The 15,560-nt window shown below is 66.0% G+C and carries 13 protein-coding genes; 7 read left to right on the top strand and 6 right to left on the bottom strand.

The window, feature by feature from the left end:
- Together ACOJTD_RS15040 and ACOJTD_RS15035 are read left to right on the top strand one after the other, a co-directional pair.
- The coding region (locus ACOJTD_RS15040) for a mechanosensitive ion channel family protein (RefSeq protein WP_420133702.1) at positions 1–1,433 on the top strand (1,433 nt) is incomplete at its 5' end.
- 73 nt (positions 1,434–1,506) lie between these two features.
- On the top strand, positions 1,507–2,019 hold the full coding sequence (locus ACOJTD_RS15035; protein WP_420133701.1) for a GNAT family N-acetyltransferase: 513 nt from the start codon (positions 1,507–1,509) through the stop codon (positions 2,017–2,019).
- A gap of 25 nt (positions 2,020–2,044) precedes the next feature.
- Here the strand turns inward: ACOJTD_RS15035 and ACOJTD_RS15030 are convergent, their stop codons facing one another.
- The 6 genes from ACOJTD_RS15030 to ACOJTD_RS15005 form a co-directional block, all read right to left on the bottom strand.
- On the bottom strand, positions 2,045–4,339 hold the full coding sequence (locus ACOJTD_RS15030) for a TonB-dependent receptor (protein WP_420133700.1): 2,295 nt from the start codon (positions 4,337–4,339) through the stop codon (positions 2,045–2,047).
- A gap of 154 nt (positions 4,340–4,493) precedes the next feature.
- A complete protein-coding gene (locus ACOJTD_RS15025; protein ID WP_420133699.1) occupies positions 4,494–4,847 on the bottom strand; it encodes a hypothetical protein in 354 nt (117 codons plus the stop codon).
- 247 nt (positions 4,848–5,094) lie between these two features.
- Positions 5,095–7,446 (bottom strand): TonB-dependent receptor, encoded by a 2,352-nt coding sequence (locus ACOJTD_RS15020; protein ID WP_420133698.1) that lies wholly within the window; start codon positions 7,444–7,446, stop codon positions 5,095–5,097.
- Positions 7,447–7,573: 127 nt separating this feature from the next.
- Positions 7,574–7,978, bottom strand: coding sequence for a hypothetical protein (locus tag ACOJTD_RS15015; protein WP_420133697.1), 405 nt, complete (start codon positions 7,976–7,978; stop codon positions 7,574–7,576).
- Positions 7,979–8,117: 139 nt separating this feature from the next.
- A complete protein-coding gene (locus ACOJTD_RS15010; protein WP_420133696.1) occupies positions 8,118–8,645 on the bottom strand; it encodes a DUF3617 domain-containing protein in 528 nt (175 codons plus the stop codon).
- Between the two features lie 14 nt (positions 8,646–8,659).
- A complete protein-coding gene (locus ACOJTD_RS15005; protein ID WP_420133695.1) occupies positions 8,660–8,950 on the bottom strand; it encodes a hypothetical protein in 291 nt (96 codons plus the stop codon).
- 164 nt (positions 8,951–9,114) lie between these two features.
- Between ACOJTD_RS15005 and ACOJTD_RS15000 the strand changes: the two genes are divergently transcribed.
- The 5 genes from ACOJTD_RS15000 to ileS all read left to right on the top strand — a co-directional run bounded on the left by ACOJTD_RS15000 (position 9,115) and on the right by ileS (position 15,497).
- On the top strand, positions 9,115–9,576 hold the full coding sequence (locus ACOJTD_RS15000; protein WP_420133694.1) for a hypothetical protein: 462 nt from the start codon (positions 9,115–9,117) through the stop codon (positions 9,574–9,576).
- A gap of 133 nt (positions 9,577–9,709) precedes the next feature.
- Complete coding sequence (locus tag ACOJTD_RS14995) at positions 9,710–10,405, top strand: ribonuclease T2 family protein (RefSeq protein ID WP_420133693.1); 696 nt, start codon at positions 9,710–9,712, stop codon at positions 10,403–10,405.
- 296 nt (positions 10,406–10,701) lie between these two features.
- Complete coding sequence (locus ACOJTD_RS14990; RefSeq protein ID WP_420133692.1) at positions 10,702–11,670, top strand: bifunctional riboflavin kinase/FAD synthetase; 969 nt, start codon at positions 10,702–10,704, stop codon at positions 11,668–11,670.
- Complete coding sequence (locus ACOJTD_RS14985; protein WP_420133691.1) at positions 11,667–12,239, top strand: sugar O-acetyltransferase; 573 nt, start codon at positions 11,667–11,669, stop codon at positions 12,237–12,239. The genes ACOJTD_RS14990 and ACOJTD_RS14985 overlap by 4 nt, the downstream gene beginning before the upstream one ends.
- 180 nt (positions 12,240–12,419) lie before the next feature.
- A complete protein-coding gene (gene ileS / locus ACOJTD_RS14980; RefSeq protein WP_420133690.1) occupies positions 12,420–15,497 on the top strand; it encodes an isoleucine--tRNA ligase in 3,078 nt (1,025 codons plus the stop codon).
- The last annotated feature ends 63 nt before the right edge of the window (positions 15,498–15,560 follow it).

Genomic DNA, 15,560 nt, shown 5'->3' with positions numbered 1-15,560 from the left:
CGCCCCAGCGCCCGCGAAACCTCTCCCGGGGGGGCTTGGTGTTCCCCCGCCTCCGCCTGACCACGTACCCGGCGGGCGTTGGGGCCGCCGGCCTGCCGCCGGATCAGGACAAGTTCGGCGCGGTTCGCACCACCAGCGGTTCGGTCGATCTGATCGCCCAGCGGGTCGAGGACAAGGACGGCAACAAGATCTGGCTGGTGTCGACCCGGACGGTGGCCGAGCTGCCGTCGCTGTCGCGCACCGTGATCTCCAGCATGGTCGACCGGCTGCTGCCCTATTCGCTGCGCGACGATTATCGCTTCGCCGGCGTACCGGTCGGTCACTGGCTGGCGGTGCTGGTGCTGGCGGTCGTCTCTTTCCTGCTGGTGTGGGCGATCATCTCGTCGCTGCTGTGGGTGGTGTTCCGCCTGCGCAATCGTCAGGATTCGCGCCTCCGCAAGGTACTCAGCGCATCGGCGTTTCCGATCCGGCTGTTCTTCACGGTGTGGATGCTGCGGGTGACGATGGTGCTCGCCGGCGTCTCGATCGTGGCCCGGCAGCACATGTCGAGCGTCACCGAGATCCTCGGCTGGATCGCGCTGTCCTGGATCGTCTGGCGCGTGGTCGACGCGCTGGGCGAATTCACCATCGCGCGGATGACCTTGCGCGGTCGGCTCTCGATGCTGTCGGCGGTGACGTTCATCCGCCGCGTGGTGAAGTTCGCGCTGGTCGCCTTCGCGGCGATCGCCGGCCTCAATGCCCTGGGCTACAACGTGACCGCCGGTCTCGCCGCTCTGGGTATCGGCGGTATCGCCATCGCTCTCGGCGCGCAGAAGACCATCGAGCATCTGGTCGGCAGCCTGACGCTGGTCACCGACCAGCCGATGCGGGTCGGCGACTTTTGCAAGTTCGGCGAGACGATGGGGACGATCGAGGACATCGGCATGCGCTCGACCCGCATCCGGACGCTCGACCGCACCCTGATTACGGTGCCGAACGGCACGCTCGCGGCGTTACCGATCGAGAACTTCAGCCGACGGGACAAGTTCTGGTACCACCCGACGCTAGACCTGCGTTACGAGACCACGCCGGATCAGTTGCGCACGCTGATGACGTCGATGCGCGAGATGCTGCTGGATCATCCGAAGGTCGACAGCCCGGGCCGGGTGCGGATGATCGGCTTCGGGCCGAATTCGCTGAAGGTCGAGATCTTCTCCTACGTTCACGCCGTGGACATGGACGAATTTCTCGAGGTGCAGGAGGAGCTGTCGCTGCGGCTGATGGAACTGGTCGAGGCGGCTGGCACCGGCTTCGCGCTGAATTCGCAGACGCTGTACATCGCCCGCGACCGGGCGCTGTCGATGACGCGCTCGCCGCAGCTCGCCCCGCAGGATGACCAAGGCTCGGACGAGGGCGACGGGCGCGCCGAGAAGACGGCAGCCGTCCGCGCCTGAGGCCTCGGCCAACGGACGACACGGTCGCCGGGCGATGGACCGCGCCCGGCGGCAGTGCTATTGCGCGTCCGCCATGACCGATCTCAACCTGACCATTCTGCCCGAAACGCCGAACGACGCTTTGCCGATCGAGCGGCTGCACGAGCGCACTTTCGGCCCCGGCCGGTTCGCGCTGTCCGCCTACCGGCTGCGCGAGCATGTCGATCATATCTGCGCGCTGTCGTTCACAGCGCGGATCGGCACGTTGCTGGTCGGCTCGGTCCGGCAACTGCCGGTCACCATCGGCGAGGCGCCGGCGCTGCTGCTGGGGCCGCTCACGGTGGAGCCGCCGTTCCGCTCGCGCGGTGTTGGCCGGCTGCTGCTCGACCGCGCGATCTCGGACGCGCGCAGCCAGGGCCACAAGCTGATCGTGCTGGTCGGCGACGAGCCGTATTACAGCCGCGTCGGCTTCAAGAAGATCCCCAAGGGCCGCGTCACCATGCCGGGGCCGGTCGATGCCGGCCGCCTGCTGGTGCTCGAACTGGTCGACGGCGCCTTCGAGGGCGTCAGCGGTCCGATCCGTCCGGATTGGAGCAAGGCGCGCTGAGGCGCCTTGCTGTCATGGCTCAGCACTAGAACTTCTGCGAGATCCCCGCATAGAAGCCGCGGCGCGGGCCGTATTGCGGCGCGAACACGCCGATGCCGGAGCCGTCGCGGATCTCGTAGATGCTGTCGAACAAGTTGACGACATCGAACCGCACAGTGGTCGGCTTGGTTGGGCTCGCCAGATAGAAGTCGTGCGACACGCCCAGATTGACCTGGGTGTAGGACGGCAGCGATCCGATATTGGCAAAACCCGAACGCAGTCCGCTGCCATAGATCATCGACGCGCTGAAATTGGTGTCGTGCCAGCGATAGGATGCGCCGGCCGATGCGGTCATCAATTGCGCGTGGTCGGTGTAGACATAGTGGTTGGCGATGTAAGCGAGCTCGTCGGGATCGAACAGATATTGGTTCGACACCACGTTGGTGGCGATCTGCCGGGCCAGCGCAAGGTTGGCGTAAACCCGGAGATTGCCGGTGGTATAGGAGCCTTTGAACTCGATGCCGACGTTCTCGGCACGCTCGTAGTTGAAAGCCGAGAGCACATAGGCGGCGCCGAACTGGCCGTCGTCGAGCAGGTCACGCGCGGTCTTGTAGTAGGTATCGATGCCGACTTCGAGGCCGGGCATCAGCCGCTGCGTGACGCCGATGTCGAACACGTTCGAGCGTTCCGGCAACACCGCACTGCTGGCATTGACCGCCGGCTGCTGCGTCGTGTTCTGCACCAGCGCCAGATTGGTCGGCGCCGCCAGCACCTGCGCGGGCGGGGTGAAGTTGCGCGAATAGCCGGCGTGGAAGGTGGTGTCCTCGAACGGCTTCCAGGTCACGCTGATGCGCGGGCTGAGCTGGTTGGCATTGGTGTACTCGTTCATCTGGTCGAAGCGCAGGCCGGAGTTGAGCGTCACCGTGTTGGTGACCCGCCATTCGTCCTGCAGATAGGTGCTGAACAGCCAGCCGAGCTTGCTGCTGGAATCGACCACGCCGAACGGCGCGTCCAGCGGATTACCGCTGTCGTCGAGCGGCAGCACCACCGAGGAGTTCGTCACCCGGGTCTGTTCGGCGGTCACCTGGAAGCCGCCGCGCAGCGTGTGCGCGTCGCTGAGCCGATAGGAGCCGTCGGCCTGAATGCCGCTGGCGACGCTCTTGCGATAGACGTCCGAGGCGACGCCGTTGAACACCAGATCGCCGATCGTGTCCGGCATGAAGTGCAGTGTGCTCGAGCGTGAGAACGCCGACAATTGCAGGTCGAAGCCGTTGATCGATTTCTGCAACGCCAGCACGCCGAAGGCGTTGCGCTCCTGCTGCGTCTCGTTGAGCAGCGTCGAGTCGAAATTCGACACGCCGAACGCGGTGAAGCCGGGCGTCTGGCCGGGATTGTTGGGGATCTTGTAGTTGTTGGCCGAGGCGCCGCCGATGAAGGTCAGGCGGGTGCTGTCGTCGATCACAGTGGAGAGATAGGCGAAGCCCTTGCCCTGTTGGGAGTCGTCATGGATCGCGTTCGGCGCAGAGGTCGGATTTTCAAGCCCGAGCGCAGTGCCGAAATAGCGCCCCGATACGAAATACTGCGTACTGCCGGCGGTGCCGCCATATTCGATGCTTGGCGTGATGGTCTGGCGGCTGCCACCATAGACGCTGACAGTGCCGCTGTTGTTGAAGGCATCCGTCCGCGTCGTGATGTCGACGACCCCGGCAGTGCGCAGTCCGTATTGCGCCGGCAGCGCGCCGGTCAGCAGCGTCAGGCGTCCGACCAGCGAGGTGTCGAGCATCTGGCCGAAGCCGCTGACGCCGTCGGGCAAAGCGATGCCGTTGATGCGGTACTGCACATTGGCATGCTCGTTGCGGACATGCAGGTCGCCGCTGGCGGCGGAGTCCTGCGAGACGCCCGGCGCCTGCAGCAAGATCTTGTCGAGCGTTGCATTGGTGCCCTGAGGCAAACCGACGATGGCCTCGTGGCTGACCTCGAAGGCGCTGGCGCCATTCGGCTTGAAGATCGCCTGGCGCGCAGCGTCGAAGCCGGCATGCTGGGCCGCGACGGCTTGCGCCGCGGTTTGTGCGGCTGTCTGGACGTCGCGTTCCGGCGGCGCTGTCGCAGCGCCGCGGCGCCCGCGCGCGGCCGTCTGGCCTTTGGGCCGGCGGGTGGGATGCGGGGCGCGCTGCGGCTGGATCACGTCGATTTCCGGCAGCGCCGTCGTGCCGCGCGAGGCCGGTGCGGCGCTCTGCGCGACGCCGGGCGAACTCAGCGCGACCAGCAGCAGCGAAGCCGTGCTGGAAGCTGCAAGAAATCGTCTCCTGTGAGAAAGGCTTCGTTTCATCTGAGAAAGCATGTGACTCTCCTCGCAGCCACGCATGCGCGCATCAGGCGACATTGAGCGTCGCCGCCGATGGACGGGTGGCTTGCCGTCGGTGACCGACGGGCTTGGCTGACATCTGATTGAGCCCGCTCATGGGAGCGAGCTTCGGTTCACGGTGTGAGCGATGTCAGCAGGCGGGAGGGGCGCGGGGATTGAACGCAGCGCGGATGCCGCCGGAGCGGATCAGCACGAGATCCGGAACGGAATGGACGAAGGCGGTCGCTTGCCGCAGCGGCAGTGATGGCGGCGAAGCGTCGAGCATCGCATCGGCCATCGCCATGACGGCGCAGATCGTGCAGGTGTCGGCGCTGTCGTCGGAGTCCGGGGCTGAATTGGGAGCGGCCGGGGCGGCGGTGAGCGCCGCGACGGCCGATTGAGTGACGATCTGGTGGAAGTGGCCGAATGCCAAGACGAAGTGCAGCGCCAGCGCGATCAGCGCCAGCTGCGTCCCCAGACGGATATTCGCCCGCACCCAGTTCATGGTTCATCCGAGTTCGGCACGCATAGCAGCGGCACCGAGGATAGTCAGTAATCGAAACCGGCGCCGCCGACAAATCCGGCGGCGCCGTTCAGCCTTTCGTTCGTCATTCCGGGGCGTCGCGTAGCGGCGACCCCGGAATCTCGATTGGGGAGACGGGAGCGTTGCCACAACTTCTGGATTCCGGGTTCGCCCGCAAGGGCGGGCGCCCCGGAATGACAGAGTGAGGCAAATCCCCGCGCCATGCTGCTCAGAACTTCAAGTTCGCGAACGCCCGCACGCCGATGCCGGGCATCAGCACGTTGTCCTTGCTGTAGGACACCGCGTTGCGGATGTTCTCGTTGAGCAGGTTGTTGCCGACCAGGCCGACCAGCATTTCGCGGGCGCCCCAGGCGTTCGGATCGAGCTTGGTCCGATAGCTGACTTCGGCGCGCAGCAGATTGTAGCCGGGCGTCGTGGTCTCGGCGATCGGCGCGACGTCGTTCTGCGCGAAGGCGTGCAGTAGGTTGATCCGGGTCAGCCAGTTGGCGTCGCGCCAGAACAGGCCGCCGCCGAGCCGCATCGGCGGGATGCGCGGCACGTTGGTGCCGTCCGCAAAGGTCGCCCGGACGATGTCGAACTGGTTCTCGATGCCCCAGGTGCCGCCATAGAGCTGTGCGACGTCGAGCTGGCTCTGGAATTCGCCGCCCCGGAAGGTGGCGTCGCGCTGCGAGTAGATCGCCTGGTTCAGCTCGAGCGTGCCGGTGCCCGGATCGACGCAGGAAGCGTCGTCGCAAGTGTTGCCGGTCAGCCGCCGATAGATGAAGCCGCTGAACTTGGTGTAGTAGGCGGTGATCTCGAAGCGGAACGGGCCCTCGGCGCGGCGCAGGCCGAGTTCGATCGACTTGGCGGTCTCGATACCGAGATTGGGGTTGCCGATGTCGAACGTCTCGGTCGCGTCGTGACCACCACGCGAAAACAGTTCGGCCGGCTTCGGCGCGCGCTCGACATACTGGCCGGTGATGCTGGCCGACAGGCCCCACGGCAGCGCCTGGATCAGGCCGAGGCTGAAGCTCTTCGGCGTGAACGAGCGGCTCTGGGCGACCGACGCGCCGATCGCGTTCGGATCGGCGTTGAGGTCGAAAAATTCCGGGATGGCCGATGGCGTCATGCCGGATAGGTCGACATGCTCGATGCGGCCGGCGACCTGCGCCTTGGTGGTTTCGGTGAAGCGCAATTCGTTGAAGACGTAGCCCGCGACCTTGGTGTTCTTGTTCGGATCGAACAGGCCGTTGATCGGGCTTCCGACATTGTCCGGGCTCGGCGCGTTCAGTTCCTGATGGCTGGCCTGCACGCCGACCGCTGTGGTCACCGCTGCGAAGCCGGCGTTCCACGGCGTCAGCTGGACTTCGAGCCGGCCTTCCTGCTCGCGGTTGGTGAAGGTCTGACGGATGCCGTCGGAGGTCGGGTCGGTCGCGTCAGCGAGGCCGATTTCGTTGTGCTTGTAGTCGGTGGCGCCGACCCAGAACCGGATCGCGTCGATCGCCGCCGCGTCGGGACGATACTCGCCCTTGACGTTGAACTTGGTCTGCTTGGCGTCGATCCGCGTGCCGACCTGCGAACCCTCGACGCCGGGGATGTGATAGATCGAATTGTTCTGCGTGATCGACGCGCCGATGAAGCCGCCGTCGAACAGATACGAGCCGCCAATCGAGGCGCCGGCCGCCGTCGCGGCGGAGTTCGCCTGCCGGCCGTTGAATGGCAGCCCAGGCTGCGCATAGGGATAGCTCGGGATGTTGTAGTCGCCGGCATTGCGGCCATAGACGTCGGCGTGGACCGCCACGTTCTTGCCGGCGGCATCCAGCAGCACCGCGCCTTCGACGCCGCGGTCGACTGAACTGACCGAGGTGCGCACCTCCGCGTTCATGCAGCCCGGCGAGTCGCCGAGAACAGGCGCCTTGGTCGGCAGACCGTAGCTCTGGAAGGGCTGGGCGCAGGGCGGCAGCGCATCGGGAATGCGGTTGTTGGTGGCGCTGACCACGCCGCCGATCGCGGTCGAACCATAGCGCAGCGTCGCCGGGCCGCGGATGACTTCGACCTGGTTGGTGGCGAGCGGATCGATCGGCACGAAATGGTCTTCGCCGAGATCGGAGGCGCCATTGCTGCCGATGCCGTTCTCGATGATGCTGACGCGGTTGACGTCGAGGCCGCGGATGATCGGGCGGCTGGACGCGCCGGGCGCGTAGCTCGAGCCGGTGATGCCCGGCTTGTTGGTCAACAGATCGCCGAGCGTGCCGCCGCCGCTGCGGCGGATTTCCTCGTTCGGCACCACCGTGACGGTGGCGAACTGATCGGTCACGATCGGGAGCGTGCCGGGCAGCGGCGCGGCAGGCTGCGCTTCGGCCGGCGCCGGGCCACGCTGGCGAGCCGGGGCGGCGACACGCGGGGCCGGCCGGGCCGGCGGCGTGGTGTGACGGCGCACGATCGGGCTCGGCGCGGTCACGGTGACTTCCGGCAGCGTCGTGGCCGCCTGTTGGGCGAATGCGGGCGATGCTGGCAGGCCCTGGAAGCCGGCGAACGCCGCGCCTCCAAGAAGAAGGGCGCGTCGGATGGGGAATGACATGGTTTGACTCTGGTCCTGACTGGGCCGGCCCGGGCTGCACCCTTGGCCGGTCTCTGCGCGTGGCAGATCGAATGCGGAGGAGCTGCGCGCACCGGTTAGGGTTCTGCGCAGGGCGCGGTTCGAGCGGTCAGGAGAGCGGAGGCGCGCGGGGCTGGAAGCCGCCGGGCTGGGGCCCGGGTTCGGCCGCCGCAAAGGCGGTGAGGCGATAGCGCAGACCGTGGCCGACCTGCAGCGGCAGCGACGGTGGCGATGCATCGAGCATCGCATTGGCCATCGCATGCACGGCGCAGATCGCGCAAAGATCGGCGCTGCGATCATGGTCCTGGTCGGCCGGGGAGCTATCGGCAGTCGAGGCGATGCGAGTCGCATCGCCGCCGGCCTCATCGGCTTGCGCCGTCGTCTGCGACGGTGGTGCTGCGATCGGATCGAAATGGCCGAACGAGGCGACGAACTGGATCGCCAGCGCAATCAGCGCCAGCCGTGCTCCCAGCCCGATTTTCGTCCGCACCCAGTTCATGCCCACAAGCCCCATCGACCGGCCTGCCTCACCGCGCGACGTAATAATGTAACATCACGACAAGCGGATCGGCTGTCAACGGACGCCGGAACGATGGTTGTGGGGTGTGACTTTTCCGCCAGCCCGCCGACGCTCCAGTCAGCGGGCGAAGCGGTTACTTCTTGGGGATCAGCGCCTTCAGCTTTTCCATGTCGGCGATGTTCATCTTGATGCCGCCGGGCATCACGATGTCGCCGGGCTTCTGGCCGTCCTTGCAGGGGCCGAGCCACTTGGCCTCGAGCGTCATGTTGGCCGTCTTGGGCACGCCCGGCAACGGGTTCTCGTTCTGGGTCGTGACCTTGACCGTGTAGGCCGAATTGAAGTCGCCGTTGATTTCGGCGTGCGACTTGCTGGTCATGCCGGCGATATTGCACACCGTGTCGTTGACGTAGCCGGTCGCGGTCTTCTGGATGTCCTGCTTGGTGCAGGACTCGGTCGCCATCGGCTGGACCGCCGACGTCATTTTCTTGTCGGTGGTCTCGTCGGTGCAGTGCTGCATCGAGACGTCGTCGCCGCCCGCGCCGGCGCGCTGCATCTTCAGCTCCCAGAGGCCGGGCTTGCGGGTCGGCAGATCGATCGCGTGCGCCGCTGTGGCCGGAATGACGAATGCCAGCGGCAGCAGCCAGGTGCGAAGCGAATTCATCAGATCGACCCTGCTCAGTAGCCGACGCGGAGCGGACGCTCGTTGGCGCCGTACGGCACCCAGCGGCAGGAGAACGAAATGTATCCGCCGTAATTCGGCTGCACGCCGAGCAGCTTCACGACCTTGCCATAGCGCGCGCAGTGCTCGATCGCCATCGCGCGGACGTCGGCGACGCCTACCAGATTGTAGGAGATGATCCCGCCGGTATCATTGCCCTTGAAGGCCGGCACAATGTCGGCGCGGGCAGCGGTGCCGGACAGCACGGCAGACAGGACGGCAAGGCCGGCGGCCCCAAGCATGCGCATCAGATTCTCCTTCATGGCTGCTTCGATTCTAGTGCCTACCGGCGGCGATTGAAAGAACGAGCCGGCCTTCCGCGTGTGGATGTGCGAAGGTGTGGCTGCGCTGCACTTGACCTCGTCATGGCTTCGCGGCACCGTCCGCGCAGCAAATATCCGGTGAATCATCCATGCGCGCTCTTCCGTCTCTGAAGTTGTCTTCGGCTGGCCTTGCGGTACTGCTGGGACTGGCCGCGCTGGCGCCGGCAGCACAGGCAGCCAACCCGCTCGAGATGAACTTCTGGCTCTCCGGCCCGCGCTATGACGGCAATCTGCCGAGCTGCGAAGCCGGGCTTCCGGCGATCACGCATCAGTTCGCCGAGAAGGAAGGCAGCTACTGGAATTCGGATCTGCGGATCACCGGCTATGCGCGAATCCAGGAAGTCGCGTTCCGGCCCTGGCAGAGCGACAATATTCCGCGCCGGTTCTGCACCGGCGATGCCATCCTGAGCGACGGCCAGGCGCATCGGCTGCATTATTCGATCATCGAAGACGGCGGCCTCGCCGGTTTTTCCGACGGCGTCGAATTCTGCATCGTCGGCCTCGACCGCAACTGGGCGTTCAATCCGGCCTGCAAGGCTGCGAAGCCGTAAGGCTGCAGGCAGCCGACGCTGGCTGTTCCGAGCCGCGCCGCAGCTCGTTGCGTCGCCTTCCACCATTTGCGTTCTTGAAACGTTCCTGACCGATCGCTAGGCTCCCGCATCATTGGGAGCGGGGCTTTTCATCATGCGTGATTTCATCGTTCGCTGGCGGTCGATGATCGCCGCCGTTGCGGCCTGCGCGGCCGGCCTGACCGCGAGCGCCGCCGTGGCGCAGGATACGCGGCAGAATGCGCCCGGCGAGTTCGATTTCTATGTGCTGGCGCTGTCGTGGTCGCCGTCTTATTGCGAGCAGGCGTCCGAGCGCGGCAACACGAGCCGCTCCCAGCAGATCCAGTGCGGCGGCCGGCCATTCTCCTTCGTGGTGCATGGGCTGTGGCCGCAATACGAGCGCGGCTTTCCGGAATATTGCCAGCGGCCGTCGCCGCGGCTCGACCGGCGCATCATGAATTCGATGCTCGACCTGATGCCGGCGCCCGGGCTGATCTACAACGAATGGGACAAGCACGGCACCTGCGCCGGCACCTCGGCGCGGACCTATTTCGAGGACATCCGCAAGGCACGTGCCGCGGTTCGCATCCCGCCGGATTTCATCGACGCCAAGGAATCCCGCACGGTGACGCCGGCGGAGGTCGAGGACGCCTTCGTCAAGGCCAACCCGGGTCTCAGCACATCCGCGATCTCGGTGATCTGCGATCGCACCCGGCTGACCGAGGTGCGGATCTGCATGAGCAAGGATCTGCAGTTCCGGGCCTGCGAAGAGATCGACCGGCGCGCCTGTCGCCGCGAGCGGCTGGAAGTGCCGCCGGTCCGCGGCGGTTAGCGGACGACGCTCTTCCGAATGGCCCCTCCATCGTCATGCCCGGGCTCGTCCCGGGCATCCACGCCTTAGGCCCATCCGAGAAAGACGTTGGATGGCCGGGCCTTCGCCGCGCCGTAGCGGCTTCGGCCGCGCAGGCGGGACGAGCCCGGCCATGACGGAAAAGCGTTGCTCTACAGGCCTTTAACTGATTGAGAAACGGCCGGCGGCGGGGTTCGGGGCGGCTCTGCCTTGACTTCCCGTACCGCTCGGCGTCACGGTCGCGCTCCCACCTTTGAAGCGATGAATTGAAATCCGAAATGACTGGCTTTGTCGTGATCCGCGATGACACTCCCGCGTCCGCCATTCCGAAGGGCGCGGTGGTGGCGATGGGCAATTTCGACGGCGTGCACCGCGGCCATCGCGCCGTGATCGGGGCGTGCCTCGACATGGCGCGGATTCGCAAGGCGCCGGCCTTCGCGGTGACCTTTGAGCCGCATCCGCGCAAATTCTTCGCGCCCGACGCGCCGCAGTTCCGGCTCACCGACGAGCGCGGCAAGCTGCGGCTGCTCGCCGGCGCCGGCCTCGACGGCGCTGTCATCCTGTCGTTCGACGCCAGGCGCGCCGCCACTACGGCGCACGACTTCATCCAGCACGAGCTGATCGAGCGCCTCGGCGTGCAGGGCATCGCGGTCGGCTACGACTTCCATTTCGGCAAGGGCCGCGGCGGTTCGCCGGCGATGCTGGTCGGCGAAGCGCCGTCACTCGGCATCGAGGTCGATGTCCAGCCGCACATCGATTTTGGCGATCACCCGGTGTCGTCGAGCGCCATCCGCAAGGCGCTGGAGGAGGGCCACATCGCTGCCGCCACCGAAATGCTCGGCGCGCCCTGGTTCGTCACCGGCGAGGTGATCCATGGCGAGAAACGCGGACGCGACCTCGGCTATCCGACCGCGAACATTCGGCTCGATCCCGAATGCACCCTGAAACACGGCATTTACGCGGTGCGGGTGAACCGCGCTGGCAAACACTATGACGGCGTCGCGAATTTCGGCCGCCGTCCGACCTTCGACAACGGCGCCCCGCTGCTCGAGACCTTCCTGTTCGATTTCAGGGACTCGCTCTACGGCGAACAGCTCGACATCGCCTTCATCGCCTTCATCCGCGAGGAGGAGAAGTTCGAGAGCATCGAGGCGCTGATCCGCCAGATGGACGACGACAGCGCCCGCGCCAAGGCGGCGCTCGCCGCCGACCATGGCGCCTTCCCGAAGCTCGGCGAGGTGGAATGACGAAGACCGAAAAAGAAAAGATGCTGGCGGGCGAGCTGTACCGCCCCGGCAGCCCGGAGCTGGCCGCCGACGAGGCCGCCAACAAGGCCTGGATGGCCCGCTACAACGTATCCGGTGCGCAGCCGGCGGCGGAGCGGCGCGTGCTGCTGGCCGAGCATCTCGGCCATGTCGGCGCGGGCGTCGTGGTGCGGCCGCCGTTCTTCTGCGACTGTGGCTACAACATCTCGCTCGGCGATGGTGTCTTCCTGAATTTCAACTGCGTGATCCTCGACATCATGCCGGTGAAGATCGGCGACCGCACCCAGATCGGCCCGGCGGTGCAGATCTACGCCGCCGACCACCCGCGCGACGCTGCCACCCGCCGCGACGGCCTGGAGTTCGGCCGGCCGGTGACGATCGGTGCCGATGTCTGGATCGGGGGCGGTGCGATCATCCTGCCCGGCATCAGCATCGGCGACGGTGCCGTGATCGGTGCCGGCAGCGTCGTCACCCGCAACGTCCCGGCGGGCGCCATCGTCGGCGGCAATCCGGCCAAGCTGCTCGGAAAGGGCGGCCAGACGCAAGGATGACCGCCGCGGGGCTTTGCGATCCTGCGACCGCCTGCTAATGAATGCCCGCATGTCTGCACGGCGCGCCATCATCAGCATTAGTGGCCCGGCTTCCGCCTGAGCTTTGAGTTCGGCGCAAGACCGGGACCGTCTACTTCCATCGCGATCGATCGCGTCAGCGCCTCTTGACCCAGAGCTTCCATGTCCGACAAGCCTGAAAAATCCGACGCCGCAAATAACGGCAACGACTATTCCAAGACGCTCTTCCTGCCGCAGACGGAATTTCCGATGCGCGCCGGGCTGCCGCAGCGCGAGCCGGAGATGCTCAAGCGCTGGGAGGGGATGAACCTCTACGGCAAGCTGCGCGAGAGCGCCAAGGGCCGCGCCAAGTTCGTGCTGCACGACGGCCCGCCCTATGCCAACGGCAACATCCATATCGGCCACGCGCTCAACAAGATCCTCAAGGACGTCGTGACCAAGAGCCAGCAGATGCTCGGCCACGATTCCAACTACGTGCCGGGCTGGGACTGCCACGGCCTGCCGATCGAGTGGAAGATCGAGGAAGAGAACTATCGCTCCAAGGGCAAGCCGAAGCCGAACTTCAAGGACTCCGCCGCGATGGTGGCGTTCCGCAAGGAATGCCGCGCCTACGCGCAGAAATGGCTCGACGTGCAACGCGAGGAGTTCAAGCGGCTCGGCGTGATCGGCGACTGGGATCATCCCTACGCGACGATGAACTACGCCGCCGAAGCCCAGATCGCCCGCGAACTGATGAAGTTCGCCGCCAACGGCACGCTGTATCGCGGCAGCAAGCCGGTGATGTGGAGCGTGGTCGAAAAGACCGCGCTCGCCGAGGCCGAGGTCGAGTACGAGGACTACACCTCGGATACGGTGTGGGTGAAGTTTCCGGTGGTGCCGTCGAAACAAGGCGTTTCTCCAGGCGTCCATCGTGACGCTCCCGAGGAAGCCAAGAGAATCTTCGATCTCTTGATGCGATCGTCGGTGGTGATTTGGACCACCACGCCGTGGACGCTGCCGGGGAACCGGGCGATCGCGCTTTCGCCGCAAGGTGATTACGCTATCTTCGAGGTAACCGAAGCTCCAGACGGCAACTGGGGCGCTGTCGGTGATCTGCTCGTCCTATCCCGGGCGCTTGCGGAAAGCGTTATGAAGGCGGCAAAAGTCACCTCTTATCGAGAAGTAGCTAAGCTGCTGCCTTCCGATCTGTGGGGGGCTACTTGTGCACATCCCTTCCGCGGAATGGGATACGATTTTGATGTTCCGCTCCTGTACGGCGACCACGTCACCGATGATGCAGGCACGGGCTTCGTCCATACTGCGCCCGGTCATGGTCGAGAAGACTTCGACCTTTGGACGTCTGCCGCGACTTATGCCGCATTACAGATGCGCGGCATCGCCTCGACGATTCCCTACACGGTGGACGAGAACGGCGCGCTCACCGAGCAGGCGCCGGGCTTCACCGGCAAGCGGGTGATCAACGACAAGGGCGAGAAGGGCGATGCCAACGAGGCGGTGATCCAGGCGCTGATCGAGCGCGGCGCGCTGCTCGCTCGCGGCAAGCTCAAGCATCAGTACCCGCATTCCTGGCGCTCGAAGAAGCCGGTGATCTTCCGCAACACGCCGCAATGGTTCATCGCGATGGACAAGGACATCGTCGATGACGGCGTGGCCAAGCCCGGCGATACACTGCGCGCCCGCGCCCTGCAGGCGATCTCCGTCACCCAATGGGTCCCGCCGGCCGGCCAGAACCGCATCACTGGCATGATCGCCGGGCGGCCCGACTGGGTGATCTCGCGGCAGCGCGCCTGGGGCGTGCCGATCGCGGTGTTCATCAAGGACAGAGGCGACGGCTCGGTCGACATTCTGCAGGATGAGGTCGTCAACCAGCGCATCGCTGAAGCCTTCATGCAGGAAGGCGCCGATGCCTGGTACGCGGACGGCGCCGCGGCGCGCTTCCTCGGCGATCGCGCGGCAGAAGGCTGGCAGAAGGTCGACGACATTCTCGACGTCTGGTTCGACTCCGGCTCGACCCATGCGTTCGTGCTCGAAGACGCGCAGAACTTCCCCGGCCTCGCTGGCATTCGCCGCAAGGTCGATGGCGGCGCCGACACGGTGATGTATCTCGAAGGCAGCGATCAGCATCGCGGCTGGTTTCATTCGTCGCTGCTGGAGAGCTGCGGCACCCGCGGCCGCGCGCCCTACGATGTCGTGCTGACGCACGGCTTCACGCTCGACGAGCAGGGCCGCAAGATGTCGAAGTCGCTCGGCAACACCACCGATCCGGCCAAGGTGATCGCGTCCTCGGGCGCAGACATCCTGCGGCTGTGGGTGTGTGCCACCGACTACGCGGACGACCAGCGCATCGGCCCCGAGATCCTCAAGAACGTCGTCGAGACCTATCGCAAGCTGCGCAACTCGATCCGCTGGATGCTCGGCACGCTGCATCACTTCAAGCGCGACGAGGCTGTGGCGATCGAAGACATGCCGGAGCTGGAGCGGCTGATGCTGCATCAGCTCGCCGAGCAGAGCGCCGTGGTGCGTGCCGCCTACGCCGAGTTCGACTACAAGACCGTGGTGTCGTCGCTGGCGACGTTCATGAACACCGAGCTGTCGGCGTTCTACTTCGACATCCGCAAGGACACGCTGTATTGCGACCCGCCGTCGTCGCTGGCGCGCAAATCGGCGCTCACCGCGATCGACATCATCTGCGACGCCATCCTGAAATGGCTGGCGCCGGTGCTGTCGTTCACCGCCGATGAGGCGTGGACGATGTACCGGCCGGACGCCGAGCCGAGCGTGCACCTGACGCTGTTTCCGCTCGACCTCGGGTCGTATCGCGACGACGCGCTGGCCAAGAAATGGACGCTGATCCGCGCGGTGCGCCGCGTGGTCACCGGTGCGCTGGAAGTCGAACGCGCCGCGAAGCGGATCGGCTCGTCGCTGGAAGCCTCGCCGATGATCTATCTGCCCGAGGCGTTCATGGGCGACATCTTCGACGTCGACTGGGCGGAGATCTGCATCACCTCGAATGCGATGGTCGAGATCTTGCGCGGCAACGACATGCCGCCGGCGGATGCCTTCCGGCTGCCGGAGCTGGCCGACGTCGCCGTGGTGGTCGAACGCGCCCAGGGCACCAAATGCGCCCGCTCGTGGAAAATCCTGTCCAGCGTCGGCAGCGATGCCGACTACCCCGACGTCTCCCCCCGCGACGCCCAGGCGTTGCGCGAGTGGAAGGCGCTGGGAGGAGCGGCGGCTTGAGCGGCGCGCCTCCTCATCGGTGCCCGTAATGGCCGGGCTTGACCCGGCCATCCACGACCGCGC

The sequence above is a fragment of the Rhodopseudomonas sp. genome, from assembly GCF_048594845.1.
Lineage (GTDB): Bacteria > Pseudomonadota > Alphaproteobacteria > Rhizobiales > Xanthobacteraceae > Rhodopseudomonas.
The sequence above is the reverse complement of the archived record's forward strand: the minus strand, read 5'-3'. Positions and strand labels throughout refer to the sequence as shown.